General features: G+C 68.0%; 20 protein-coding genes and 1 riboswitch. Of the genes, 10 read left to right on the top strand and 10 right to left on the bottom strand.

The features are described 5' to 3' along the window. Window positions 1-177: 177 nt before the first annotated feature. The 4 genes from groL to thrC all read right to left on the bottom strand — a co-directional run bounded on the left by groL (window position 178) and on the right by thrC (window position 4,823). On the bottom strand, window positions 178-1,800 hold the full coding sequence (groL, locus tag ACFXJL_RS12060) for a chaperonin GroEL (RefSeq protein ID WP_358877090.1): 1,623 nt from the start codon (window positions 1,798-1,800) through the stop codon (window positions 178-180). A gap of 797 nt (window positions 1,801-2,597) precedes the next feature. After that, complete coding sequence (locus tag ACFXJL_RS12055) at window positions 2,598-2,801, bottom strand: cold-shock protein (RefSeq protein ID WP_005315736.1); 204 nt, start codon at window positions 2,799-2,801, stop codon at window positions 2,598-2,600. A gap of 436 nt (window positions 2,802-3,237) precedes the next feature. Beyond that, window positions 3,238-3,513 carry a MoaD/ThiS family protein gene (locus tag ACFXJL_RS12050; RefSeq protein WP_358877089.1) on the bottom strand — a complete coding sequence of 92 codons (276 nt, stop codon included), beginning with the start codon at window positions 3,511-3,513 and terminating at the stop codon, window positions 3,238-3,240. 26 nt (window positions 3,514-3,539) lie between these two features. Next, the gene (thrC, locus tag ACFXJL_RS12045; RefSeq protein ID WP_358877088.1) at window positions 3,540-4,823 is read right to left on the bottom strand and encodes a threonine synthase; all 1,284 of its coding nucleotides are present in this window, start codon (window positions 4,821-4,823) and stop codon (window positions 3,540-3,542) included. Between the two features lie 17 nt (window positions 4,824-4,840). After that, a riboswitch (SAM riboswitch) is annotated at window positions 4,841-5,053 on the bottom strand. Window positions 5,054-5,220: 167 nt separating this feature from the next. Here thrC and ACFXJL_RS12040 point away from each other — a divergent pair. The 3 genes from ACFXJL_RS12040 (at window position 5,221) to ACFXJL_RS12030 (ending at window position 8,816) form a co-directional block, all read left to right on the top strand. Next, window positions 5,221-6,165 (top strand): glucosyl-3-phosphoglycerate synthase, encoded by a 945-nt coding sequence (locus ACFXJL_RS12040; RefSeq protein ID WP_329027594.1) that lies wholly within the window; start codon window positions 5,221-5,223, stop codon window positions 6,163-6,165. 38 nt (window positions 6,166-6,203) lie between these two features. Next, entirely contained in the window at window positions 6,204-6,401 is a 198-nt protein-coding gene (locus ACFXJL_RS12035; RefSeq protein WP_358877087.1) for a hypothetical protein, read from the top strand. A gap of 1,005 nt (window positions 6,402-7,406) precedes the next feature. Next, on the top strand, window positions 7,407-8,816 hold the full coding sequence (locus ACFXJL_RS12030; RefSeq protein ID WP_358879485.1) for a trehalose-6-phosphate synthase: 1,410 nt from the start codon (window positions 7,407-7,409) through the stop codon (window positions 8,814-8,816). A 9-nt stretch (window positions 8,817-8,825) separates the two neighbouring features. On the opposite strand, the gene otsB is transcribed toward ACFXJL_RS12030, so the two are convergent. The 3 genes from otsB to ACFXJL_RS12015 all read right to left on the bottom strand — a co-directional run bounded on the left by otsB (window position 8,826) and on the right by ACFXJL_RS12015 (window position 11,328). Continuing rightward, window positions 8,826-9,674, bottom strand: coding sequence for a trehalose-phosphatase (gene otsB, locus ACFXJL_RS12025; RefSeq protein WP_384691567.1), 849 nt, complete (start codon window positions 9,672-9,674; stop codon window positions 8,826-8,828). Window positions 9,675-9,683: 9 nt separating this feature from the next. After that, window positions 9,684-9,941: a DUF3263 domain-containing protein gene (locus ACFXJL_RS12020; RefSeq protein ID WP_329020619.1), complete on the bottom strand. Its 258-nt coding sequence runs from the start codon at window positions 9,939-9,941 to the stop codon at window positions 9,684-9,686. Window positions 9,942-10,053: 112 nt separating this feature from the next. Next, window positions 10,054-11,328 (bottom strand): extracellular solute-binding protein, encoded by a 1,275-nt coding sequence (locus tag ACFXJL_RS12015; protein WP_358879487.1) that lies wholly within the window; start codon window positions 11,326-11,328, stop codon window positions 10,054-10,056. 332 nt (window positions 11,329-11,660) lie between these two features. On the opposite strand from ACFXJL_RS12015, the gene ACFXJL_RS12010 reads away from it, so the two are divergent. The 5 genes from ACFXJL_RS12010 (at window position 11,661) to ACFXJL_RS11990 (ending at window position 17,835) form a co-directional block, all read left to right on the top strand. Next, window positions 11,661-12,560, top strand: a complete 900-nt coding sequence (locus ACFXJL_RS12010; RefSeq protein WP_384642122.1) for an SIS domain-containing protein — start codon at window positions 11,661-11,663, stop codon at window positions 12,558-12,560. A gap of 1,073 nt (window positions 12,561-13,633) precedes the next feature. Next, complete coding sequence (locus ACFXJL_RS12005) at window positions 13,634-14,572, top strand: ROK family protein (RefSeq protein ID WP_329020625.1); 939 nt, start codon at window positions 13,634-13,636, stop codon at window positions 14,570-14,572. Further along, window positions 14,572-15,765, top strand: a complete 1,194-nt coding sequence (gene nagA, locus ACFXJL_RS12000; RefSeq protein ID WP_358879489.1) for an N-acetylglucosamine-6-phosphate deacetylase — start codon at window positions 14,572-14,574, stop codon at window positions 15,763-15,765. Before ACFXJL_RS12005 ends, nagA begins: the two co-directional genes overlap by 1 nt. 158 nt (window positions 15,766-15,923) lie before the next feature. After that, window positions 15,924-16,850 carry a 1-phosphofructokinase family hexose kinase gene (locus tag ACFXJL_RS11995; RefSeq protein WP_384692097.1) on the top strand — a complete coding sequence of 309 codons (927 nt, stop codon included), beginning with the start codon at window positions 15,924-15,926 and terminating at the stop codon, window positions 16,848-16,850. A gap of 130 nt (window positions 16,851-16,980) precedes the next feature. Beyond that, complete coding sequence (locus ACFXJL_RS11990; RefSeq protein WP_384691560.1) at window positions 16,981-17,835, top strand: ketose-bisphosphate aldolase; 855 nt, start codon at window positions 16,981-16,983, stop codon at window positions 17,833-17,835. 169 nt (window positions 17,836-18,004) lie between these two features. On the opposite strand, the gene ACFXJL_RS11985 is transcribed toward ACFXJL_RS11990, so the two are convergent. Further along, entirely contained in the window at window positions 18,005-18,982 is a 978-nt protein-coding gene (locus ACFXJL_RS11985; RefSeq protein ID WP_358879491.1) for a carbohydrate-binding protein, read from the bottom strand. A gap of 155 nt (window positions 18,983-19,137) precedes the next feature. Continuing rightward, entirely contained in the window at window positions 19,138-20,775 is a 1,638-nt protein-coding gene (cdgB, locus tag ACFXJL_RS11980) for a diguanylate cyclase CdgB (protein WP_358879492.1), read from the bottom strand. A gap of 545 nt (window positions 20,776-21,320) precedes the next feature. On the opposite strand from cdgB, the gene ACFXJL_RS11975 reads away from it, so the two are divergent. Next, window positions 21,321-21,794, top strand: coding sequence for a flavin reductase family protein (locus ACFXJL_RS11975; protein ID WP_384642144.1), 474 nt, complete (start codon window positions 21,321-21,323; stop codon window positions 21,792-21,794). Window positions 21,795-22,077: 283 nt separating this feature from the next. On the opposite strand, the gene arfB is transcribed toward ACFXJL_RS11975, so the two are convergent. Then, window positions 22,078-22,506 (bottom strand): alternative ribosome rescue aminoacyl-tRNA hydrolase ArfB, encoded by a 429-nt coding sequence (gene arfB / locus ACFXJL_RS11970; RefSeq protein ID WP_329020641.1) that lies wholly within the window; start codon window positions 22,504-22,506, stop codon window positions 22,078-22,080. A 277-nt stretch (window positions 22,507-22,783) separates the two neighbouring features. Here arfB and ACFXJL_RS11965 point away from each other — a divergent pair, with 277 nt between their 5' ends. Then, on the top strand, window positions 22,784-23,359 hold the full coding sequence (locus tag ACFXJL_RS11965) for a TerD family protein (RefSeq protein ID WP_329020642.1): 576 nt from the start codon (window positions 22,784-22,786) through the stop codon (window positions 23,357-23,359). Window positions 23,360-23,365: the final 6 nt, after the last annotated feature.

Below are 23,365 nucleotides of genomic sequence, written 5' to 3'. Positions count from 1 at the left end.
GCCTGGGGTTCCCCTGAGCGGGCACACCCGGCCCCATGCAGACACCCGGGCCCACAGGGCACCCGGCCCCATGCAGACACGCGGATACTCAGACCCGCAGACATGCCGAAGGGCGGCACCCCCTGGGAGTTGGGGTACCGCCCTTCGTACGTACCGGGCTACCGATCCTCAGAAGGATCAGAAGTCCATGTCACCGCCGGGCATGCCACCGGGAGCACCGGCGGACGCCTTCTCGGGCTTGTCAGCGATGACAGCCTCGGTGGTGAGGAACAGCGCGGCGATCGACGCGGCGTTCTGAAGCGCCGAGCGGGTCACCTTCGCCGGGTCGAGGATGCCCTCGGCGATCATGTCCACGTACTCACCGGTCGCGGCGTTGAGACCGTGACCCGGGGTGAGGTTGCGAACCTTCTCGACGACGACGCCACCCTCAAGGCCGGCGTTGACGGCGATCTGCTTCAGCGGGGCCTCCAGGGCGAGCCGCACGGCGTTGGCGCCGGTCGCCTCGTCACCTTCGAGGTCCAGCTTCTCGAACACCGAGGTGGCCTGGAGCAGAGCCACGCCGCCACCGGCGACGATGCCCTCCTCGACGGCCGCCTTCGCGTTGCGAACGGCGTCCTCGATGCGGTGCTTGCGCTCCTTGAGCTCGACCTCGGTCGCGGCACCGGCCTTGATGACGGCCACGCCGCCGGCCAGCTTCGCAAGGCGCTCCTGGAGCTTCTCGCGGTCGTAGTCGGAGTCGGAGCCCTCGATCTCGGCACGGATCTGGTTGACCCGACCGGCGACCTGGTCGCTGTCACCGGCACCGTCGACGATGGTGGTCTCGTCCTTGGTGATGACGACCTTGCGGGCGTTGCCCAGGAGGTCGAGACCGGTGTTCTCCAGCTTGAGGCCGACCTCTTCCGAGATGACCGTGCCGCCGGTGAGGATGGCGATGTCGTTCAGCATCGCCTTGCGGCGGTCGCCGAAGCCCGGAGCCTTGACGGCCACGGACTTGAAGACGCCCTTGATCTTGTTGACGAGCAGCGTGGACAGGGCCTCGCCCTCGACGTCCTCGGCGATGATCAGCAGCGGCTTGCCGGACTGCATGACCTTCTCCAGGAGCGGCAGCAGGTCCTTGACGCTGGCGATCTTGGAGTTGACGATCAGGATGTACGGGTCGTCGAGCGACGCCTCCATACGCTCCATGTCGGTGGCGAAGTAAGCCGAGATGTAGCCCTTGTCGAAGCGCATGCCTTCGGTGAGCTCAAGCTCCAGACCGAAGGTCTGGGACTCCTCGACGGTGATGACGCCTTCCTTGCCGACCTTGTCCATGGCCTCGGCGATGAGCTCGCCGATCTGGGTGTCAGCGGCGGAGATGGAGGCGGTCGAAGCGATCTGCTCCTTGGTCTCCACGTCCTTGGCCTGCTCAAGGAGAGCACCGGAGACGGCCTCGACGGCCTTCTCGATACCGCGCTTGAGGGCCATCGGGTTGGCGCCGGCAGCGACGTTGCGCAGCCCCTCGCGCACGAGCGCCTGAGCCAGAACGGTGGCGGTGGTCGTTCCGTCGCCAGCGACGTCATCCGTCTTCTTGGCGACTTCCTTGACCAGCTCGGCGCCGATCTTCTCGTACGGGTCCTCCAGCTCGATCTCCTTGGCGATGGACACACCATCGTTGGTGATCGTGGGCGCGCCCCACTTCTTCTCAAGGACGACGTTACGGCCCTTGGGACCGAGGGTGACCTTGACGGCGTCGGCGAGCTGGTTCATCCCGCGCTCAAGGCCGCGCCGTGCCTCCTCGTCGAACGCGATGATCTTTGCCATGTGAAGTGTCCTCCACGGACTGGGTGGGAAGCTCTGGGGGACCGCGCTGGCGCCCGCGACGGACGGCCTGCCAGCCGGATGGTTTTCTGTACCGTCCGGCTTGCGGGCCTCACCGACCCGGTCCTTCTTTTTGTCACTCTCACCCGGAGAGTGCTAACGCCAATGATTAGCACTCGCCCCCTTCGAGTGCAAGCGCCTTCGAGAGAACCACCCCCCGCGCTACCCCCCCGAAATCAGCCGTGCACGGGGTGCCCTTCGCTGCATGCGCCCTGGTGGTACGGGGTGTCGTGGCGGAGCGCGGGGGGTGTTGAAGCCGTCTTGGACGGGAGTTCCATGACGGCGGCGTGATGGCGTTCGACCGTTCCCCGCACAGTCCGGGCACCGCGCTCCATGACCGACACGGCCGAAATCGAGGGCCTGCGGAGGTCGGCGTGCCTGACCTGAGGGGGCGGCTGGGAGGGGGCACGGCCGGTCCTCGGTGAAGGCACGAGGAGGCAAGTCCGTGAGCGTCATGGGTGCGGGCGGCGGAGGGCTGCCGACGGCGCGCTTCGACGCTCGCGGCCGGGGGTGGGGTGCGGATGCAAAGACCGGTCGACGGGGCACGAGCGGGCCCACCGGTGCGCGGGGCACACAGCGGTGTCCACCCGCGCACATCGGGCCGACCGCTCATCACGGTGCCGGTGTACGGGACGGTGTCCGGGCACGCACATGGGGCCCACACCCCCCGGCGGGATGTGGACCCCATGTACATATAGATGAGCGCGTCGGTGGCCGATCGCGTCGCAGTTGCCGCGGAGTCAGACCGCGAGCTTGACCATGTCCGCCTGCGGACCCTTCTGCCCCTGCGAGATCTCGAACTCGACTCGTTGACCCTCCTCCAGGGTGCGGTAGCCGTCCATCTGAATCGCGCTGTAGTGGACGAAAACATCCGCACCACCGTCGACCGCGATGAAGCCGTAGCCCTTCTCCGCGTTGAACCACTTGACGGTGCCCTGAGCCATGCCTAACTCCCCTATTACTGGCCCTTGCGCAGGACCGCACTTCGCGGACCCGGGTCAGACCTCACCTGATTCGGTTTTCCTCGCCGGAGTGGCGAGGTGACTTCATAGGCGTGCGCCGGAACGCGTCGACCGCGGCTGAATGTATCTGCCCAACTGCCCTCTGCAACAGGTCAATCGGACGACAATTCGCAGGCTCAGCTAACGGGAAATTGATATGAATTCAAGAAATTCCGGGGCAAGTCGGGCCCGACAAAGAAGACTTATGAGACAAATCCCCGAAGCACATTGGCTGTTTCTTATCGGAGCTGGGGCGCATTCTGTTGCTCGACCGACGGGAGCAGCGGAGGGGCCTTCCCCAACTGTATCGCGCTCAACCATGCAGAATTGCCCCCTCCGTTTCTCTCACGGAGGGGGCAATTGAAATGACGTTGCGTAATTAGCCACCGGCCACGGCGGGGATGATGGAGATGCCCGCACCGTCCGGGGTCGCCGTCTCCAGTCCCTGCTCAAAGCGGACGTCGTCATCGTTCACATAGACGTTGACGAAGCGCCGCAGCTTGCCCTGGTCGTCCAGGACGCGCGCAGCGATGCCCGCGTGATTCTTCTCCAGGTCCGCGATCACCTCGGAGAGGGTCGCCCCCTCGGCCGGGACCTCGGACTTGCCGCCCGTGTAGGTGCGCAGAATGGTCGGGATGCGGACGTTGACGCTCATCTTCGGGTCTCCCAGTGATCCGTTGGTCAGTTGGCCAGGCCGGCGGCGCGGAAGGCGTCCAGGCTCGGGCGAATGGTCGCCGAAGGGCCGGTGGTCGGGGCGACGGCGTCCAGGGTCTTGAGGCCGTCACCGGTGTTGAGGACGACCGTAGTGAGCGAGGGGTCGAGCAGGCCGCTGTCGATGAGCTTGCGCGTCACTCCGACGGTCACGCCGCCCGCGGTCTCCGCGAAGATGCCCTCGGTACGGGCCAACAGCTTGATCGCGTCCACGATCTGCTCGTCGTTGACGTCCTCGACGGCACCGCCCGTGCGACGGGCGATGTCCAGGACGTACGGGCCGTCGGCGGGGTTGCCGATCGCCAGGGACTTGGCGATGGTGTCCGGCTTCACCGGGCGCACCACGTCGTGCCCGGCCTTGAAGGCCGCGGACACCGGGGAGCAGCCCTCGGCCTGGGCACCGAAGATCTTGTACGGGCGGTCCTCGACGAGCCCTAGCTTGATCAGCTCCTGGAACCCCTTGTCGATCTTGGTGAGCTGGGAGCCGGAGGCGATCGGGATCACGATCTGGTCGGGCAGCCGCCAGCCGAGCTGCTCGCAGATCTCGTACGCGAGGGTCTTGGAGCCCTCGCCGTAGTACGGGCGGAGGTTGACGTTGACGAAGCCCCAGCCCTCACCGAGCGGGTCACCGATCAGTTCGGAGCAGAAGCGGTTGACGTCGTCGTAGTTGCCCTCGATGCCGACCAGCTCACCGCCGTAGACCGCGGCCATGACGACCTTGCCCTGCTCCAGGTCGTGCGGGATGAAGACGCAGGAGCGCAGCCCGGCGCGAGCCGCCGCAGCGCCGACCGCACCCGCGAGGTTGCCGGTGGAGGAGCAGGACAGTGTGGTGAAGCCGAAGGCGCGAGCGGCCTCCACGGCGATGGCGACGACCCGGTCCTTGAAGGAGTGGGTCGGGTTGCCGGAGTCGTCCTTGATGTGGAGCGAGCCGGTCACACCGAGTTCGCGGGCGAGGTTGTCAGCCTTCACGAGCTTGGTGAAGCCGGGGTTGAGATTGGGCTTGTCCGCCACGTCGGCGGGGACGGGCAGCAGCGGTGCGTACCGCCAGATGCTGTCCGGGCCCGCTTCGATCCGCTTGCGCAGCCCCTCGGGGTCGCCCGTCGGAAGGTCGTAGGCGACTTCCAGCGGCCCGAAGCACGAGGCGCAGGCGAAGATCGGGCCGAGTTCGAAACGCTCGCCGCACTCGCGACAGGAAAGCGCCGCGGCGGGTCCGAGATCGAGCGTGGTGTTGTCTGCGACAGTCTGCACAGCCATGGAGGCGAGGCCCTTTCTCCTCATCTTCCTCATGACGCATTTCGCCATGAGACGGATTTGGCACCTTCCCGAGCCGGGAGCCTCGCGGCGCTGAATCGGCTGCCTCGCACGACGGACAGTGTCCGTACGGAACTGTCTGCGGGTGGCGGCGACTCTTAATGCGACGGAGACCGGCTGGAGGGTTGCCGGGGCTTCAACGGGCCGTATCCCTCTGCCCCTCTGGATGAGCGGTATTCGGTTGTTGATCATGCGGGGCGGTGATCGCTCCGCACCGGTGTACGCATCACCCCGACGTGCGCCGGGCTTCAGCGTTGCTCAAGACTGTAACCGAACGCCCGGACTGTTGAGATAGTCGTCCGAACCGCGAGATGGATCACAAAGTGCAGGAGTGGCGAACGTGCTGGAAGAGGTGGAGCGCTGGCTGACCAGGCGTTCCTGGTCGGCAGCCGACCGCCCGCTGGCCCGGATGATGGCGGCGAAACGCGCATCGGGAACCACCGTCAGTGTGGTCCTTCCCGCCCTGAACGAAGAGGCGACGGTCGGCGAGATCGCGACCGTCATCCGACGTGAATTGATGGAGGCGCTGCCGCTCGTCGACGAGCTGGTGGTGATCGACTCGGGCTCCACGGACCGTACGGCCGAAGTCGCGGCGGCGGCGGGGGCACGCGTGGTGCACCGGGACACGATCCTGCCCCGGATCCCTGCGGTGGCCGGCAAGGGCGAGGTGCTCTGGCGCTCCCTCATGGTGACGCACGGTGACATCGTCTGCTTTGTGGACGCGGACCTCAGGGAGTTCTCGGCGGATTTCGTGTCCGGGATCGTGGGCCCGTTGCTGACCGAGCCCGAGGTGCACTTCGTCAAGGCGATGTACGACCGCCCGCTGGGTGAGCTCGCAGGTCAGGGCGGTCGGGTGACCGAGTTGGTGGCCCGCCCGCTGCTGAATCTGCACTGGCCGGCCCTGGCCGGATTCGTTCAGCCGCTCGGCGGCGAGTACGCGGCACGGCGCTCCCTGCTGGAGCGGCTCCCGTTCCCCGTTGGTTACGGGGTGGAGCTGGGGCTCCTCGTGGACGCACTGCACACGGTCGGGCTCGACAGTCTGGCGCAGGTGGACGTCGGCTCCCGCAAACACCGCCACCAGGACGGCCAGGCACTCGGCCGGATGGCGGCGGCGATCTACCGGACGGCCCAACTTCGGCTTTCCCGAGGTCACTTGGTACGGCCGGCGCTGACGCAGTTCGAACGTGGCGAGAAGGGGTTCGTGCCGCGGACCCATCCGGTGGACACGGAGGAGCGTCCGCCGATGCGCGAGATCGGTGAGTATGCGGCGCGTCGCGCCGCATAGCGATGACTAGCACCACTTCAGTGATGACTATCCTATTTATGAACTTTAGACGTCATGTACTGAGAGGCACCGGAATCTTCGTCATCGTTGTCGCCATCGTGGGTGCCGCCGCCCCCACGAGCCCGGCGAGCAGCCCTGCCACGGAACGCCTCTGGCTTCTGGGCGGGCTGGCATTGAGCCTGACGGCGGCGGGGGTGGTGGCGGTGGCGGCGGCACGGGGGCGGCGCAAGGGGTGAGGGGTCCTAGCTGTTTCCGGGTGGGGCTCGTGCGTGGGTTTCCGCCCTGGGGGGCGGGGGGTTCCGTCCTCAAGCGCCGGACGGGCTGAGGGTGGTCCGGCGCTGCGGGGCCTAGCTGTTACCGGGTGGAGCCCGTGCGTGGGTTTCCGCCCTGGGGGGGCGGAGGGTTCCGTCCTCAAACGCCGGACGGGCTGAGGTGGTCCGGGGCTGCGGGTCCTAGCTGTTTCCGGGTGGGGCTCGTGTGTGGGTTTCCGCCCTGGGGGGCGGGGGGTTCCGTCCTCAAGCGCCGGACGGGCTGAGGTGGTCCGGGTGCGGGGTTTGGGTTGGTGCGGGTGGTGGGGGTGCTTTCGGGCGTGACTCCTCAGCGCCGGCGGCCAGCGGCTGATCCGTCGGTGACAGCCCTGAAGCCGCCGACGCTTCCGGGGACACCCCCTGCGCGCCCCCAATACCGCAACCAGGCACGTCTGCCCCTGGCCGGTCCATAAGTCGGGCTCAGGATGGGCGCTCGGTGGCGCAACTGCCTCCGCCTACCCCCGCCCCGTCCACAAGTCGGGCTCAGGGCGGGCGCTTGGTGGAGTAACCAGGCATGCCTGCCCCCGTCTCCCCCCCATAGGTTCGGCTTCGGGCGCGCCCCAATACCGCAACCAGACACGTCTGCCCCTAGCCCATCCGTAAGTCAGGCTCAGGATGGGTGCCCAGTGGCGCAACTGGTGCTGTTCGCCCCCTCCCCGTCCGCGAGTCGGGCTCATCATGGGCGCCCAGTGACGCAACCAGGCATGCCTGCCCACGGTCCCGTCCGTAGGTTCAGCTATGGATGGGGGGTGGGCCCCGGGCCGTGGATCAAGCTTGGAGCTTGAGGGGGAAGTTCTACGGGTCCAGGTCTGCTTGGCCCCTGGCCCGTGTGGTGGCCAGGGGTGGGGGAGGGATTGAGCCAGTTGTGGTGAGGGGGGACTCTTGAGGGCGAACGCACGTTTGGGGGTTTACGGGACGGGCTAGGTTCGCGACATGGTCTCCGAGCACTCAGCTGCCCAGATCCTCGTCGCGTCGAACCGCGGCCCCATCTCCTACACCGTCCGGGATGACGGGACCCTCGACTCGCGGCGTGGAGGCGGTGGTCTGGTTTCCGGGCTCTCCGCCATCGGATCGGAGGCCGACGCCCTGTGGGTGTGCTCAGCCCTCGGTGACGGTGACCGGGAGGCGGTGCGTCGCGGTGTCGGTGAGCAGGGCGTCCTCATGCTCGACATCGACGCGGACATCCACCACGACGCCTACAACGGCATCGCCAACTCCGTGCTCTGGTTCATCAACCACATGCTCTACCAAACCCCGCTGGAGCCGGTCTTCGACCTGGAGTTCCGGCGGCAGTGGGGTGCGTACGAGCAGTACAACCGCGCCTTTGCGCAGGCCCTCGCCGACCGTGCTGGCGAAGGTGCCGCGGTCCTGGTGCAGGACTACCATCTGGCCCTCGTCCCCGGGATGCTCCGCGCGCTGCGGCCCGATCTCAAGATCGGTCACTTCTCGCACACCCCCTGGGCCCCGGTGGACTACTTCCGGTTGCTGCCCGACGACATCTCCCGTCAGCTGCTGCGCGGGCTGCTGGGCGCCGATCGAACCTGCTTCCTGACCCGCCGTTGGGCAGATGCCTTCGCGCAGTGCTGTACGGAATTGCTGGGAGCAGAGGCGCTCAAGGGCACCGACATCGGAGTGCACGGGCTCGGCGCGGACGCGGAGTTCCTACGCGAGCGGGCGCACCGGCCCGATGTGGACGAGCGTCTGGCCGACCTTCGGCAGCAGATCGGGCCGGAGGGGACGGACCGTCGAACCATCGTGCGCGTCGACCGCACCGAGTTGTCCAAGAACATCGTGCGCGGACTCCTGGCCTACCGGGAGCTGCTGAACACCAGGAGCGAATGGCGCGAGCGCGTGGTGCACGTGGCGTTCGCGTACCCCTCCCGCCAGGACCTGTCGGTCTACCGCGACTACACGGCCGAGGTCCAACGGGTCGCCGATGCGATCAACGCCGAATTCGGAACGGACGGCTGGAACCCGGTCGTCCTGCATGTGAAGGACGACTTCGCACGTTCTCTGGCCGCGTACCGCTTGGCTGACGTGGCGCTGGTCAACCCCATTCGCGATGGCATGAACCTGGTCGCGAAGGAGATCCCGGTGGTGTCGGATGCGGGCTGCGCCCTGGTGCTGTCACGAGAGGCGGGCGCCCATGAGGAGCTCGGCGAGGACGCGATCACGGTCAATCCCTATGACGTGACCGGCACGGCGGAGGCCCTGCACGAGGCGCTGACCATGCCCGCCACCGAGCGCTCCCGCCGCACTGCCCGACTGGCCGCCGCTGCGACGGCGCTGCCGCCGCAGCGGTGGTTCCTCGACCAGTTGGACGCCTTGCGCCAGCAGCGCTGATCGGCGCTGCTACAGGCTCTCCGCCAGGGCGGCGAGGAAGTCGACAACGGCGGCCGGACCCGGAAGGAGGAGGTCTGCCCGTTCGGCCAGTTCGGGGACTTCCGCGCTGCCGCTGCACACGAGCAGTCCGGGCAGGCCGTCCGAGCGGAGCTTCTCCACGGCCGCGAACGCGGGCAGGTCGCCCAGGTCGTCACCGGCGTAGAGGACGGCTTCGGCGTCGACCTCGCGTACGTAGTCGGCGAGAGCGACGCCCTTGTCCATGCCAGGTGGGCGGATCTCCAGCACCATCCGGCCCGGTTCCAGGATCAGACCGTGGCGGGCCGCGAGGGTGGCCAGTGGTTCGCGCAGGGCCTCGAAGGCTCCCTGCGGGTCGCTGGCACGGCGGGTGTGGACCGCCACCGCCTGGCCCTTCTCCTCGATCCAGGTGCCCTGCCAGGCACCGATGCTGTCGAGGAACCCGGGCAGTTCGGATCGTACGGCGGCGACGCCCAGATGTGGTGCGGGTGTGTTCACGGTGCCGGAAACGGCGTCCCAGCGTTCTGATCCGTAGTGCCCGAGGACGACGAGGTGATCGAGGCCCGACACCCCGGCGAAGCCTCCGTAGCGAACGGCGACGCCCGCGGGGCGGCCGGTGACCACGGCGACGGAGGCGACCTTGGGCGCCAGTTGCGCCAGTGCGGGTACGGCGCCCGGGTGGGCGCGTGCGCGCTCGGGGTCGGGAACGATCTCGGCGAGTGTGCCGTCGAAGTCGAGAGCGACGACGGCCTTGTGCGGTCTGGCCAGAAGCGCGGCGAGACCTTCACGGCCCGCGGGCGTCGACGGCGACGGCAGGGAGTGCGCGTGCGGAGAGCTGCCCATGCTCCGACCCTATCGGCGGGCGCGTTGTGCGTCTCTGATCCGGCGCAGGCGATTGACGGTGATCGGGTCGTGGGCGAGTGCCCGCCGATCGTCGAGGAGGGCGTTGAGAAGCTGGTAGTAGCGGGTCGGAGAGATCCCCAGGTCCTCCCTGATGGCCCGTTCCTTGGCGCCGGGCCCAGGCCAGGAGCGGCGCTCCATCGCGAGCACCGCCCGATCGCGCTCGGAGAGCTCGGTGGGACCGGGGGAGGCGGCCTGATCGTCGGTCATACGATCCAACCTATCGGCGGACGCCTCCCCCCGCCCCTCACCCGGTTGCGCCGGGTCGACGGCCCGCTCGATCAGCGCGAAGGACCGAAGGAGCGATGTCGGGGAGGCTCGGCTACTCCCGTTGCTGTGCCTCGCGGGCCTTCTGGGCTATGTGCTCCAGGACCTGACGGGGGCTGCCGCCGGGCTTCACCGCGTTTCCGATGTTCTGCTTGAGCTCCTCGCTGACGGTCGCCCAGGACGTCTTGTCGACCGGGGGCAGCACCGACTCCGGCAGCTCGTCGAGGAACTGCTTCAGGTCCTGGTGATTCGGGTCGGCCTCCATGGCTTCCGACGCGGAAACCGTGACGGGCAGCAGGGCGTTCTGGGCGGCGAAGGCGAGGACGTTCTCGTCGGTGAAGAGGAAGTTGAGGAAGTCGCCTATCTCGGTCTGGTGCCCGTTCTGCTTGAAGCCCATGATCCAGTCGGCCACGCCCATGGTCGACCTCGACCGTCCGACGCGGCTGGGCGTGGTCACCATGCCGACGTCGACGCCGGCGGCCCTGGCGGACTTCATCAAGGAGGGATGGCCGTTGAGCATGCCGACTTCGCCCCGCGTGAAGGCGGCGAACGCCTCCTTGCGGTTCAACTTGCCGGGAGCCACTGGACCGGTGAGCTTCTGGTCGACCAGGTCGGACTTCAGCCACTCAAGGGCTGCCGTGTTGTCCTCGGAGTCAATGTCGTAGACACCGCTGGGGTCGACGTAGCCGTTGCTCCCTGCGCCGAGGAGCCACACCATGGTCTCGGCCTGGGCCTCCTCCGGCCCGAGGGGGAGCGCAATGGGATAGCTGACCTTGGTGTTGGCCTTCAGGAGCTGTGCCGCTTTGCCCAGCTCCTCCCAGGTCTGCGGGGGCTTGACTATGCCTGCCTTCTTGAAGTGCTCCTTGTTGTAGAAGAGCATTCGAGTGGAGGCTGTAAACGGAAGTCCGTAATGCACGCGTCGCTGCTTGCCCGCGGCGACAAGGGGGGCGAGGAAGTTCGATTGGATGGGGATGGAGAGGAGTTCATCGGCGGTGTAGAGCTTGTCACCGGCTGCGTAGTCGGCGTACGCACCGATTTGGGCGATGTCGGGAGCCTCACCAGCCTTGACCAGCTCGGCGACCTTACGATCGATATTGGTCCAGGACTCGATCTGGACTTCCACATTGATGTCGGAGTGCGCTGCTTCGAACTTGTGAACGACGCCGTCCCAGTAAGCACGGCTGCTGTGACCGCCGTTGACGTCGTAGTCAGCGGCGATCAATTTCAGGGTGACCACATCGGCTTCGCCCGATGCGCTACACCCCGCCAAGGCGACCGCCATGCCTAGTGCGGCCGTCGCCGCGGTCAGTCTCAAGAAGTGCCGTTGCACAGCTCTTCCCCCACTATTGGTACTGATGGCTGGATTTACTCCGGTCCGCTCCCCGTGGCGCCCCCGTTTATGCCCCCGTGGCGCCCCTCGCGACCTCATTGAGGCCCCAGAGATGAGCAGCGATTTTCCACCATGAAACCTTCAGTGGTCTACGCCCTCTGATCTCACTTTTGCAACGTCTCTTCCGAAGGAACCTTTCAGAAAGATGTGCCCAAAGTGGCGGTCGTTGCTCGTGTGTGTGTTGGGCTGCTAAGCACATATCGGCACGTCGTCGCCATCACGACTGGGTGCCGGTCCGAGAACAGCATGTACGTCGCTAGGAGCCATGCCACATGTCCCGTACCGCAGCTGAGATAGTCACCCAGCCCAATTGCTGGCGACGCGCGGCAGAAACCGCCAAAACCTTCGATGGACTACCCCGGTCGGGCGAGCGAGTGGCCGTGACGGGGTGCGGCACCTCCTGGTTCATGGCCATCGCCTACGCCGCTCTGCGCGAGGCCGCGGGGCTCGGCGAGACCGATGCATTTGCGTCATCGGAGTTCCCGTCGGGACGGACGTACGACCGTGTCGTGGCCATCACCCGGTCCGGTACCACCACTGAAGTCCTGGAACTCCTCCAGCAGCTGAAGGGACACGTCCCGACGGTGGCTCTCACCGCCGACCCCGCAACGCCCGTGATGGAGGCGGCGGACACGGTGGCCGTACTGGACTGGGCGGACGAGGAATCAGTGGTCCAGACCCGTTTCGCGACCACGGCTCTGGCCTTCCTGCGGGCCGGCCTCGGTGAGATTCCCGGAGTGAAGTCGATCGCCGAAGCCGCGGTGGACGCGGAACTGGCCGTGACGGAACCGCTGCCGGACGGGGTGTTGGGAGCGGAGCAGTGGACCTTCCTGGGCCGGGGATGGACCTACGGTCTCGCCCTGGAGGCCGGTTTGAAGATGCGTGAGGCGGCGGGGGCCTGGACCGAGGCGTATCCGGCAATGGAGTACCGCCACGGACCGATCGCCATCACCGGCCCGGGACGGGTGGCCTGGGTCTTCGGCGAGCTGCCAGAGGGTCTATCGGTGGATGTCGCCGGGGTCGGGGGGACCCTGGTGGCCAACCGGGGAGTGGACCCCCTGGCAGACCTGGTGCGCGCCCAGCGACTGGCGGTGGAGCTCGCGGAGTCAAAGGGCTACGACCCCGACCGCCCCCGCAACCTCACCCGCAGCGTGATCCTCCCCCAGCCCTAACCCACCCCACCCCCGGCCCTGCCCCACCGGGCAGAGCCGGGCCCCAAGCCCGATCCACAGCCCGCCGACCGCTCCCCCTGGCCCCGACTCGCGGATGGGCCCGCCCTCTTTTTGGACCCGCAAACTTTCCTCCCCGGGGCCGGAGCTTGATCCACGCCCCGGGGGAACACTCCCCACCGAGGCTCACCCCATGGCCAGGGCCATGGCAGAGCCAGTTGCGCCACTGGTACACCCGTCCTGAGCCCGACTTCCCGATTTATGGACGATCCAGGGCCGGGCAGACCTGGTTGCGCCACTGGGCGCCCGTCCTGAGCACCCGTGGACAGGGCCCGGGGCAGGCATGCCCGGTTGCGGTATTTGGGTAGCGCGCACCCTGAGCCCGACCTATGGACGAGCCGGGGGCAAGCAGACCTGGTTGCGGTGTTGGCTAGCGCGCACCCTGAGCCCGGCCTATGGATGGACCGGGGGCAAGCAGACCTGGTTGCGGTATTGGGTAGCACCCGGCCTGAGCCCGACCTATGCATGAGCCAGGGGCAGGCGGAGCTGGTTGATGTTCTGGGGGCGCGCAGGGGGTGTCCCCGGAAGCGTCGGCGGCTTCAGGGCTGTCACCTACGGATCAGCAGCTGGCCGCCGGCGCTGAGGAGTCACGCCCGAAAGCACCCCCACCACCCGCACCAACCCAAACCCCGCACCCGGACCCCCCAGCCCGTCCGGCGCTTGAGGACGGAACCCCCCGCCCCCCAAGGCGGAAACCCACGCACAGGCCCCACCCGGAAACAGCTAAGACCCCCACCCCCGGACCAAGCCCAGCCCGTCCGGCGCTTGAGGACGGAACCCCGCCACCCCCCAAGGCGGAAACCCACACACGGGCCCCACCCGCAAACAGCCAAGACTCACAGCCCCAACCTCACCCGCCCCCCACACCCCACCACCCCCACCCACAACAGCGTTAATCGATCAAGACAAACCACCCCACACCCCACCCAACCCCATCCGTTCGGTTTTGTACGGGCCCGCAACAATCACAGCTAGTGGACTAGACCTTTCGGTGTCTCTCGCGCCAGACTGTCCACGTGAGACACGTCATCGCCCTGGATGTGGGCGGCACCGGCATGAAGGCCGCCCTCGTCGGGGTGGACGGGACCCTCCTCTATGAGGCCCGCCGCGCCACGAAGCGAGACCGTGGGCCTGATGCCGTCGTCCAGTCCATCCTCGACTTCGCCGACGACCTTCGCACCCATGGCAAGGAGCAGTTGGGAGAACCCGCACTCGCCGCAGGTGTCGCCGTCCCCGGAATCGTCGACTCCGAGCTCGGCGTCGCCGTCTACGCAACCAACCTCGGCTGGCGTGACGTACCCCTGCGTTCGATCCTGAGCGACCGACTCGCAGGCATCCCCGTCGCCCTCGGCCACGACGTCCGCACCGGCGGGCTCGCCGAAGGCCGTATCGGAGCCGGGCAGGGCGCCGATCGCTTCCTGTTCGTGCCCCTGGGCACCGGCATCGCCGGTGCCATCGGCATCGGCGGCACCATAGAAGCCGGCGCCCACGGGTACGCGGGCGAGATCGGCCATGTCATCGTGCGGCCCGACGGACCGCACTGCGGCTGTGGGCAGCGCGGCTGTCTGGAAACACTCGCCTCCGCAGCGGCCGTCACCCGCGCCTGGGCCAAAGCCAGCGGTGACCCGGGCGCCGACGCGGCCGACTGCGCCAAGGCCGTCGAGTCCGGGGACCCCAGGGCCATCGCCGTCTGGCAGGACGCTGTCGACGCCCTCGCCGCGGGACTGGTCACCGCCATCACTCTGCTGGACCCGCGCACCCTGATCATCGGTGGCGGGCTGGCCGAGGCCAGGGAAACCTTGTTCACACCCCTACGGGCAGCGGTGGAAGCGAGGGTCACGTTCCAGAAGCTGCCCTCGATCGTCCCCGCAGCCCTCGGGGACACCGCTGGATGCCTGGGCGCGGGCCTGCTCGCCTGGGATCTGATCGCCACCGACTCGGAGGTAACCGCCTAATGGCCGCACGCGCCGCACTCGCTGACAGCGCCGCACGCGCCGCACACGGGGCATCCGGCGACAGCACGATCCTCACCGGAGCCCGGGTCGTGCTGCCCACCGGGATTGTCGAGAACGGGCAGGTGAGCATCGAGGGCACGAAGATCACCGGTGCTGCACCGGCCACCGCACCCCACCGTGATCTCTCCGGGCACTGGATCGTTCCCGGCTTCGTCGACATCCACAACCACGGCGGTGGCGGCGGCTCCTTCACCGGCGGCAGTGCCGAGGACGTGCTCCAGGGCGTCCGGACGCACCGGGAGCACGGCACGACCACGCTGGTCGCCTCGATGGTCACCGCGGAGATCGACTTCCTCGCCCACCGGGCGGGAGTCCTCTCCGAGTTGGTCGAACAGGGCGACCTCGCCGGCATCCACTTCGAAGGCCCCTTCATCTCGCCCTGCCGCAAGGGCGCACACAGCGAAGAACTGCTGCGCGACCCCGACCCGGCCGAGGTCCGCAAGCTGATCGACGCGGCCCGCGGCACCGCCAAAATGGTGACGCTCGCCGCCGAACTGCCCGGTGGCATCGACTCCGTACGGCTCCTCGCCGAGCATGGCGTCATCGCGGCGATCGGACATACGGACGCCACCTACGAGCAGACCGTGGAAGCCATCAACGCCGGCGCCACGGTGGCGACGCACCTGTTCAACGCGATGCCGCCGCTGGGTCACCGCTCCCCCGGCCCGATCGTGGCGCTGCTGGAGGACGAGCGGATCACCGTTGAGCTGATCAACGACGGTACGCACCTCCACCCCGCCGCACTGGAGCTGGCCTTCCACCGCGCGGGCGCGGGCCGGGTCGCCTTCATCACGGACGCCATGGACGCCGCGGGCTTCGGCGACGGCCGCTACCAACTCGGTCCGCTGGCCGTCGACGTCATCGACGGGGTGGCCCGCCTCACCGAGGGCGGTTCCATCGCGGGCTCGACCCTCACCCTGGACACCGCCTTCAGACGGGCCGCGACCGTGGACCGGCTGCCCGTCACCGACATCGTCCAGGCCATCTCAGTGAACCCGGCGAAGCTGCTCGGCGCGTACGACCGGGTCGGCTCACTGGAGCCCGGCAAGGACGCCGACCTGGTGGTACTGGACGACCAGTTCCGTCTCAAGGGTGTTATGCGCCAAGGCAGCTGGGTGATCGAACCGCAGTAACCCGGGCCCGGCAAGGTCCTCCCGCAAGGGGGGACCGGACGGTGGCCGGCACATCATGGCTGGTACGGCGAGGCGGTTGGCCCGGGGTCTGGGCCGACCGCCTTCCGTTTGGCATGATCAGTACCAGCCAGCAATCCGGTTCAGCAGGGGGTGCCGCGGTGATCCTCACGGTCACACTCAACACCGCGCTCGACATCACCTACCAGGTCAGCGCACTGACCCCGCACGGCAGCCACCGCGTGGACAACGTAGTCGAGCGGCCGGGCGGCAAAGGGCTGAATGTCGCCAGGGTGCTTGCGGCCCTGGGTCAGGAATGCGTCGTCACCGGCTTTGCAGGCGGACCGGTCGGAGCGGTGCTCCGGGATCTGCTCGCCCCCTTGGCTCCACTGGACGCGCTCCTTCCCATCGCCGGTTCCACCCGCCGCACGATCGCCGTCGTGGACGGCGCCAGCGGGGACACCACCCAGCTCAACGAACCCGGCCCCACGATCACCTCCGCGGAGTGGACCGCGTTCCTCCATGCGTACGAGACGCTGCTGCGCGACGCGAACGCCGTGGCGCTGTGCGGCAGCCTCCCACCGGGGATCCACGTCGGTGCCTATGCAGAGCTGATCCGTCGTGCCCGGACCGCGGGCGTACCCGTACTCCTGGACACCAGCGGCGAACCCCTGCGCCGGGGCATCGCCGCCCGCCCCGACCTCATCAAACCCAACCTCGATGAGCTGGCCCAGCTCACCGGCTCCCGTGAACCGCTGCGCGCCACCTGCGAAGCACGCCGCCGCGGTGCGCGGGCGGTCGTCTCCTCGCTCGGTGCCGATGGGCTGTTCGCCGCCACTCCCGAGGGAATCTGGCACGCCGCCCCGCCCGCGCCGGTGCGCGGCAACCCCACCGGCGCCGGCGACTCCGTGGTCGCGGCGCTCTTGGCCGGCCTGGTCGACGAGGTGCCCTGGCCGGAGCGGCTGGCCCGTGCGGTGGCACTGTCGGCGGCGACGGTACTGGCCCCATCGGCGGGGGAGTTCGACTCCCCGGGGTACGCAACCCTGCTGCCCCGGGTCACGGTGACCGAGCACCAGGCAGCGGCATGAGCCCCGCCGAGCAGCACCCCTTCGTCACCACGCTTCGGACGCCTTCGCCCCTTCGCACCGTGCACCACCGCACCACCGGGGGCTCGCCCCCGCGCACCACGGGCCCTCGCCCGGGAAATGGGACCGCACCATGCCACTCGTCAGCACCGGTGAACTCGTCTCGGCCGCCGCGGCCGGCGGCCGGGGCGTAGCCGCCTTCAACGTCATCACGCTGGAACACGCGGAAGCCATCGCGGCGGGCGCGGAGAGCACCGGTGTCCCCGCGATCCTCCAGATCTCCGAGAACGCCGTCAGGTTCCGCGGTGGCCGGCTGTCAGCCATAGCTGCGGCTGCGGCTGCCACCGCCCGCTCATCGTCCGCCCGGCTCGCCCTCCATCTCGACCATGTGGTCTCCCCCGACCTGTTGCGCACCGCAGACGGCGAGGGCTTCAGTTCGGTGATGTTCGATGCGTCGAAGTTGTCGTACGAAAGGAACGTCGAGGCCACCGCGGAAGCAGTGCGCTGGGGACACGAGCGGGGCATCTGGGTCGAGGCCGAGTTGGGCAAGGTCGGCGGCAAGGAAGGAGAAGCCCCGCTCGACGCGCACACCCCGGGAGTGCGTACGGACCCGGCGGAGGCAGCGGCCTATGTCGCGGCGACCGGGGTGGACGCCCTTGCGGTCGCCGTCGGCTCGTCCCACGCGATGACCGAACGCACCGCCACCCTGGACCACGGGCTGATCGCGCGGTTGAAGGACGCGGTTCCCGTCCCGCTGGTGCTGCACGGCTCATCCGGTGTTCCGGATGCCGAGATCCGCGCCGCGGTGGCCGCGGGAATGGTCAAGATCAATGTGGGTACGGCGCTGAACACCGCGCTCACGGCAGCGGTCCGCGACCATCTGAGCGCGAACCCCCATGTGGTGGACCCGCGGAAGTACCTGGGACCGGGCCGCACGGCGATGACCAACACCGTGGCGACCTTCATGCGGCTCTTCCTCGCTGTCTAGCGATGTCAGGGACCGGAATCACGCTCGCGATCTCGCGGGAATCACCGGGCGTTGATCGACGGGGAGTGCCCGAATGAAATCTGCCCCGTCGGCACGCCGACGGGGCAGATTCTTGGCTTCTCACGGTCCCGGCGGGCGAGTCGACTCAAGCTCACCGAGGTCCGTGGGCTCAGCGCTTGTTGCCGGCTTCCAGCCGGACCTGGTCGAGTATGGCCTCGCACTGGTTGCCCTGCTCGCAGGAGATCTTCAGGTCGTTCTTGCCCTTTTTGAGATCGATCCAGACGAACGTGCGCGTCCAGCCCTTCTCCCAGTCGCCCTCGGCGGCCTTGGCGAAGTTCGACATATTGATCTTGCGCGGTGTGCCGTCGTTGATCGTCAGCGAGGTGTGGGCGTCCTTGCCGGGCACACCGTAGGTGATGTACATCGTGTGCGGACCGCCGGCGGGCACGTCCACCGACCAACTCGCGGAACCACCGACACCGTTGAACTTCACATAGGCGCCGTCAGCGCCCTTCGCGCCCTTGATCTCCGTACCGAGCTCTGCCGGCGCACCCAGCTTGAGCGTCGCCGCGTCCTGCTTCGGCAGGTCAGCGGGCTTTTCCTCACCGGAGTCGGGCTCACTGGGCTGCTGCGACTGCGACGGGGTCGGGGCCGTGCTCGGCTTGACCTGGCCACCGGTCTTGTCGTCGGTGTCATCAGGATCCAGCAGCGCGGCGGCGATGCCGATCACGACGACCGCCACCACGGCGATCGCACCGATCAGCAGTCCCTTGGTGTTGGGTCCGCGTCCGCTGCCCCGGCCGCCCGTGGACGGTTGCTGGGCTGCGCGCGGTGTCACCCCTCCGGGGTAGGTCTCGGGCGCCGCGTACTGGGCTGTCGGATGGCTGCCGTAACCCTGCTGCTGGTATCCCTGCTGCGGGACCGGCTGGCCGGGGCCCTGGTTGTGGCCGACCTGACGCTCGCCGACCGCACGTACGTGGTTGTAGGAGGTCCTGGGCACACCGGGCTGCGCGGCCGGTCCGGGGTAGCCGTAGCCGCGGCCCCGGCCCGAGGGCGATGTGGCGCCCGCTGCGTGTCCGTCCTCATACAGATAGCCGAACGGATCGTCGTCCTCGGGCGTATTCGCGCCGTTGTTCCCGGCCGTCATGCCTGGTACCTCCTCACCCTCGTCAGCCCTACGCCGACCCCGGCGAGCCTACCCGGTTTGGATTAACGCAACGGATGGCCTTGACCTCGATGGGTCACTCGTCACAAGACCAGGACAGAATCACTACACAAGAGGAGAACCGGCCGACCCGACGATCAACCCGCGCGCCGGTGCACCTTCGAACGCGAGCGCTTTTCGACGTACATCCGTTGATCCGCGGATTGCAGCACCTCGTCGACGGTCATGCCGCAGCTCGCCCAGCTGATGCCGAAGCTCGCCCCGACGCGCACCCCGCGTCCTCCCACCCGGATCGGCAGGACGATCGCGTTCCGCAGCCGTGCCGCGAGATCGGCGGCATCGGCCGAGCCCAGACCGTCGGCGAGGACCACGAACTCATCGCCGCCGAGACGGGCCACCGTGTCCCCTTCCCTTACGCCCGTGGTGAGCCGGCGGGCGACCTCGACCAGGACGGCGTCACCGGTCTGGTGCCCGAACCGGTCGTTGATCGACTTAAAGCCGTCCAGGTCGCAGAAGAGGACCGCGAGCCCCTTCGTACCGTCGTCGACCTCCTCGTCCGGCGCGACCGTGTGGACGTGGTGGTCGTACGCGGTGCCGGTGGGGCCGAAGTCGAAGCCGTCGCCGAACAGGGCTCCGGGGTCCTGGTCGTATCCCGCGCCCAGGTGCTCCAGCTCGGCCTCATGGCTGCTCGGTGGTCGTTCGCAGAGCTTGGCGCTCAGTCTGGTGCGCAGCTCCGCGCTGTTGGGAAGGCCGGTGAGGGCGTCGTGGGAGGCCCGGTGCGCCAGTTGGAGTTCATGGCGCTTGCGATCCTCTATGTCCTCGATGTGGGTCAGGAGGAAGCGCGGGCCGTCCGCGGTGTCGGCGACCACGGAGTTCCGCAGGGAGACCCACACATAGGTGCCGTCCCGCCGGCCCAGCCTCAGTTCCGCGCGACCGCCTTCGGCGGAGGTGCGCAGGAGGGTGCCGATGTCGTCCTGGTGCACCAGGTCTGCGAAGGAGTAGCGACGCATGGCGGATGCGGGGCGGCCCAGGAGCCGGCACAGTGCGTCATTGGTCCGCAGCAGTCTGCCGTGCTGATCGCCGCCCATTTCGGCGATGGCCATACCGCTGGGGGCGTACTCGAATGCCTGCCGGAAGGACTCCTCGCTCGCTCTGAGGGCCTGCTGTTCGCGCTCCAGCCGTACCAGCGCGCGCTGCATGTTTGCTCTGAGGCGGGCATTGCTGATCGCAATCGCGGCCTGGGAGGCGTACATCTGGAGGGCTTCTTGGCCCCAGGCGCCGGGACGGCGTCCGTTGCGCGGTCGATCGACGGAGATGACGCCGAGGAGTTCGCGACCGCCGCCCGAGGCGTACATGGGCGCGTAGAGGCGGTCCTGGGGGTGCCACTCGTCTTCGAACCGGGGGTCGGGTCCTTCGGTGTGCCACTGTGGGACGTCGTCCTCGATGAGCACCCAGCCCTCGGTGTGGGGTATGAACCGCAGTTCTCCCCATGCCTCGCCCATGGACAGCCGACGGTCCCAGGAGGATCGGGAGCCGACGCGCCCTGTGATCAGGGCTTCCGCGGCGGCGCTACCAGCGAATGCGGCGACGACCAAGTCGCCGTCGGCCCGGACGAGGTTGACGCAGGCGAGTTCGTAACCGAGCCCGGCCACAATGCCGTCGGCGACGGTCTGGAGGGTGTCAGCAAGGCTGCGGGCGGTGTTGAGGTCCGCGACCACCTTGTGCAGCTGCCGCAGGGTAGCAAGACGGACGTACGGCTCCGACTCGGTCTCCATGCTCGCTCTCCCCGAGACCTCGACAGCAATCTTCAGAAACTCCAGGTTCCTCTTCGGCCTTCTCGTTGCGGTTTCCCGGCCACTGAATCACAGCGAGCACTTCACCCGGTACACAGGGTCAACAAATACCGCCCTCTGTGACTCAAGTCACATCATCTGATGAAGACGGGCTCTGGCCGAATGGATGTGCGTTTGGTCTTTACCAGTGTTCTACGAACGCAAATCCGCCCGTTTCCGCCGTACGGGCGCACTCCTCACAAGAGCTTCCCAGACGCTCCCCTCAAACGGTATGGCGCGTCCTTCGGGGTCGCCGACCCTACAGAGGTCCTAGGACTTTCGCTGTGTCTGGTGGCCGATGCGCACACCGGGTGACGACAGTTAGCGTCTCATGTGTGTTGCATACGACTTCGCACTCCTGGCCTGTTACTCCCCCGAGCCCCGCACGCCCCTTGGGACCACCGGGACCCCGGAGTCCCGCCGAACCGGACTCCGCTCCCCGCGTCCCCCATGCTGAGGGGGTGACGAATGAGGAGTTCCGCGCCGCGATGTCCCAGCTTGCCGCCGGGGTGGTCCTGGTGACCGCGCACGACGCGGACGACGGCCCGCGCGGCGAGGACGTGGGCATGACCGCAACCGCCTTCCTCTCCGTGTCGCTCAACCCCCCACTGGTGATGGTCAGCCTCCGCAACGGCTCGCGCATGGATGACCTCCTCGCGGAACAACCGATGTGGGGAATCTCCGTACTCTCCGAAAGTCAGCGACACATCGCGGGCAGGTTCGCCATGAAGGGGCGGATCAGCGACCGGCTGCTGTTCGAGGACATCCCCTACGCACGAGGGAAGGTGAGCGGGGCACTGCTGGTGCGCGGAGCGCTGGCGACCTTGGAGTGCCGCACGGAGAACCGGGTCGTCGCGGGTGATCACACCCTGGTGATCGGACGGGTGCTGGGAGCGGATCTCTACAGCACGGAGGGCGGACCGCTGATGTACTTCAGGGGCCGCTACCGCCAACTGGGCTGATCAGAGCGATCGCCGATGCATGAATCCCTACCACGTCGAACCCTCTGTGCCGGGTGGGGCACCGAGCGGTCGACGCGGCCCGCGTCCCTTTGTCGACCCTTCTGCTGATCTGCCGTTGACCTGCTGCTGATCCTCGAAGCATCCCGGTGCGGCACATCGACCCCGTCAGACCCGTCAGACCGGTCGAACCCGTCAGACCAGATCGACCAGATCGACCAGATCGACGCCTTCAGAACACATCCGGCGCCTTCAGAGCCCCAGCCATCCGGCCGCGGTCGCCGCTTCAGTGCCAGTCACGGCCTGAGCGACCGCGTTTAACGTCCGCGCGCTGCTTCTTCTCCTTCAGACGCCTCTCGTTGATCCCTCGTGGCACCCGCACGGCCCGGCGCGGCTTCGGCGGCGGAGCGGTCGCATCCGCGAGGAGCGAGGCGAGCCGGACGGCCGCCGTCTCACGATTGCGCCACTGCGAGCGGTGCTCGGACGAGCGCACGGCGATCACTCCGCCGACCAGACGGCCGGCCAACCGCTCCAGAGCGCGTTCCTTCCACACCCTGGGCAGGGCGTCCGTCTTGCCGAGGTCGAAGCGCAGCTCGACCTGTGAATCGGTGGTGTTCACGTGCTGGCCACCAGGCCCAGATGACCTGGAGAAACGCCAGATCAACTCGGCCTCCGGCAAGGAGACCGAGCCACGGATGACATAGGGCCCGGACATGCCCCCATGATCCCGCGACTACGGAGCGGACGTCATCCAGTTTTCCCAGCGCGTCGCATATGGGCACGCACTTCACCTTTGGCCGGCACCTGCCGTTCCGACAGACCACGGCACCCGGCGCAGACGGCCGGCGAGCGTGTGTACCGCGGCGGACGCGAACCCGGCGAAGAACCCTCAACCACATGGAACCTGGCAGTCCCCTGCCTGCGTTATGACGGGTACCGGTAGCTTCGTACGACAAGAAGCCGGATGATTCGATCACGAAGGGGACTTCCCAATGGCAGTTAGCCTGACCAAGGGCGGCAACGTCTCGCTCACCAAGGAGGCACCGGGCCTGACCGCCGTTACGGTCGGCCTCGGCTGGGACGTCCGCACCACGACGGGCACGGACTTCGACCTCGACGCCTCCGCGATCGGTGTGAACCCTGCGGGCAAGGTCGCATCCGACGCCCACTTCATCTTCTTCAACAACCGGGCCACGCCGGACCAGACCATCGTGCACACCGGTGACAACCGCACCGGCGAGGGCGGCGGCGACGACGAGCAGATCAATGTGAACCTCGCGGGTCTGCCCGCCGACGTCGACAAGATCGTCTTCCCGGTCTCGATCTACGACGCCGTCACCCGCGCCCAGAACTTCGGCCAGGTGCGCAACGCCTACATCCGCATCCTCAACCAGGCCGGTGGCGCCGAGATCGCCCGCTACGACCTGAGCGAGGACGCGGCGGTCGAGACCGCGATGGTCTTCGGCGAGCTCTACCGCAACGGCGCCGAGTGGAAGTTCCGCGCGGTCGGCCAGGGATACGCGGCCGGGCTGGAAGGCATCGCCCGCGACTTCGGCGTGAACCTCTAGGTACGA

It is taken from the genome of Streptomyces sp. NPDC059256 (assembly GCF_042753785.1).
In the GTDB taxonomy this organism is placed as follows: domain Bacteria; phylum Actinomycetota; class Actinomycetes; order Streptomycetales; family Streptomycetaceae; genus Streptomyces.
This window is presented reverse-complemented; position numbering and strand designations above follow the sequence as displayed.

Coding starts and splice junctions, on each gene's coding strand:
- ACFXJL_RS12010 (WP_384642122.1), top strand. CDS start 11,661: ATGTCCCGTACCGCAGCTGAGATAGTCACCCAGCCCAATTGCTGGCGA.
- ACFXJL_RS11990 (WP_384691560.1), top strand. CDS start 16,981: ATGCCACTCGTCAGCACCGGTGAACTCGTCTCGGCCGCCGCGGCCGGC.
- otsB (WP_384691567.1), bottom strand. CDS start 9,674: ATGGGCAGCTCTCCGCACGCGCACTCCCTGCCGTCGCCGTCGACGCCC.
- ACFXJL_RS12020 (WP_329020619.1), bottom strand. CDS start 9,941: ATGACCGACGATCAGGCCGCCTCCCCCGGTCCCACCGAGCTCTCCGAG.
- cdgB (WP_358879492.1), bottom strand. CDS start 20,775: ATGGAGACCGAGTCGGAGCCGTACGTCCGTCTTGCTACCCTGCGGCAG.
- ACFXJL_RS12055 (WP_005315736.1), bottom strand. CDS start 2,801: ATGGCTCAGGGCACCGTCAAGTGGTTCAACGCGGAGAAGGGCTACGGC.
- thrC (WP_358877088.1), bottom strand. CDS start 4,823: ATGGCTGTGCAGACTGTCGCAGACAACACCACGCTCGATCTCGGACCC.
- nagA (WP_358879489.1), top strand. CDS start 14,572: ATGGCCGCACGCGCCGCACTCGCTGACAGCGCCGCACGCGCCGCACAC.
- ACFXJL_RS12050 (WP_358877089.1), bottom strand. CDS start 3,513: ATGAGCGTCAACGTCCGCATCCCGACCATTCTGCGCACCTACACGGGC.
- ACFXJL_RS11965 (WP_329020642.1), top strand. CDS start 22,784: ATGGCAGTTAGCCTGACCAAGGGCGGCAACGTCTCGCTCACCAAGGAG.
- ACFXJL_RS12035 (WP_358877087.1), top strand. CDS start 6,204: ATGAACTTTAGACGTCATGTACTGAGAGGCACCGGAATCTTCGTCATC.
- ACFXJL_RS11975 (WP_384642144.1), top strand. CDS start 21,321: ATGTCCCAGCTTGCCGCCGGGGTGGTCCTGGTGACCGCGCACGACGCG.
- groL (WP_358877090.1), bottom strand. CDS start 1,800: ATGGCAAAGATCATCGCGTTCGACGAGGAGGCACGGCGCGGCCTTGAG.
- ACFXJL_RS12030 (WP_358879485.1), top strand. CDS start 7,407: ATGGTCTCCGAGCACTCAGCTGCCCAGATCCTCGTCGCGTCGAACCGC.
- arfB (WP_329020641.1), bottom strand. CDS start 22,506: ATGTCCGGGCCCTATGTCATCCGTGGCTCGGTCTCCTTGCCGGAGGCC.
- ACFXJL_RS11985 (WP_358879491.1), bottom strand. CDS start 18,982: ATGACGGCCGGGAACAACGGCGCGAATACGCCCGAGGACGACGATCCG.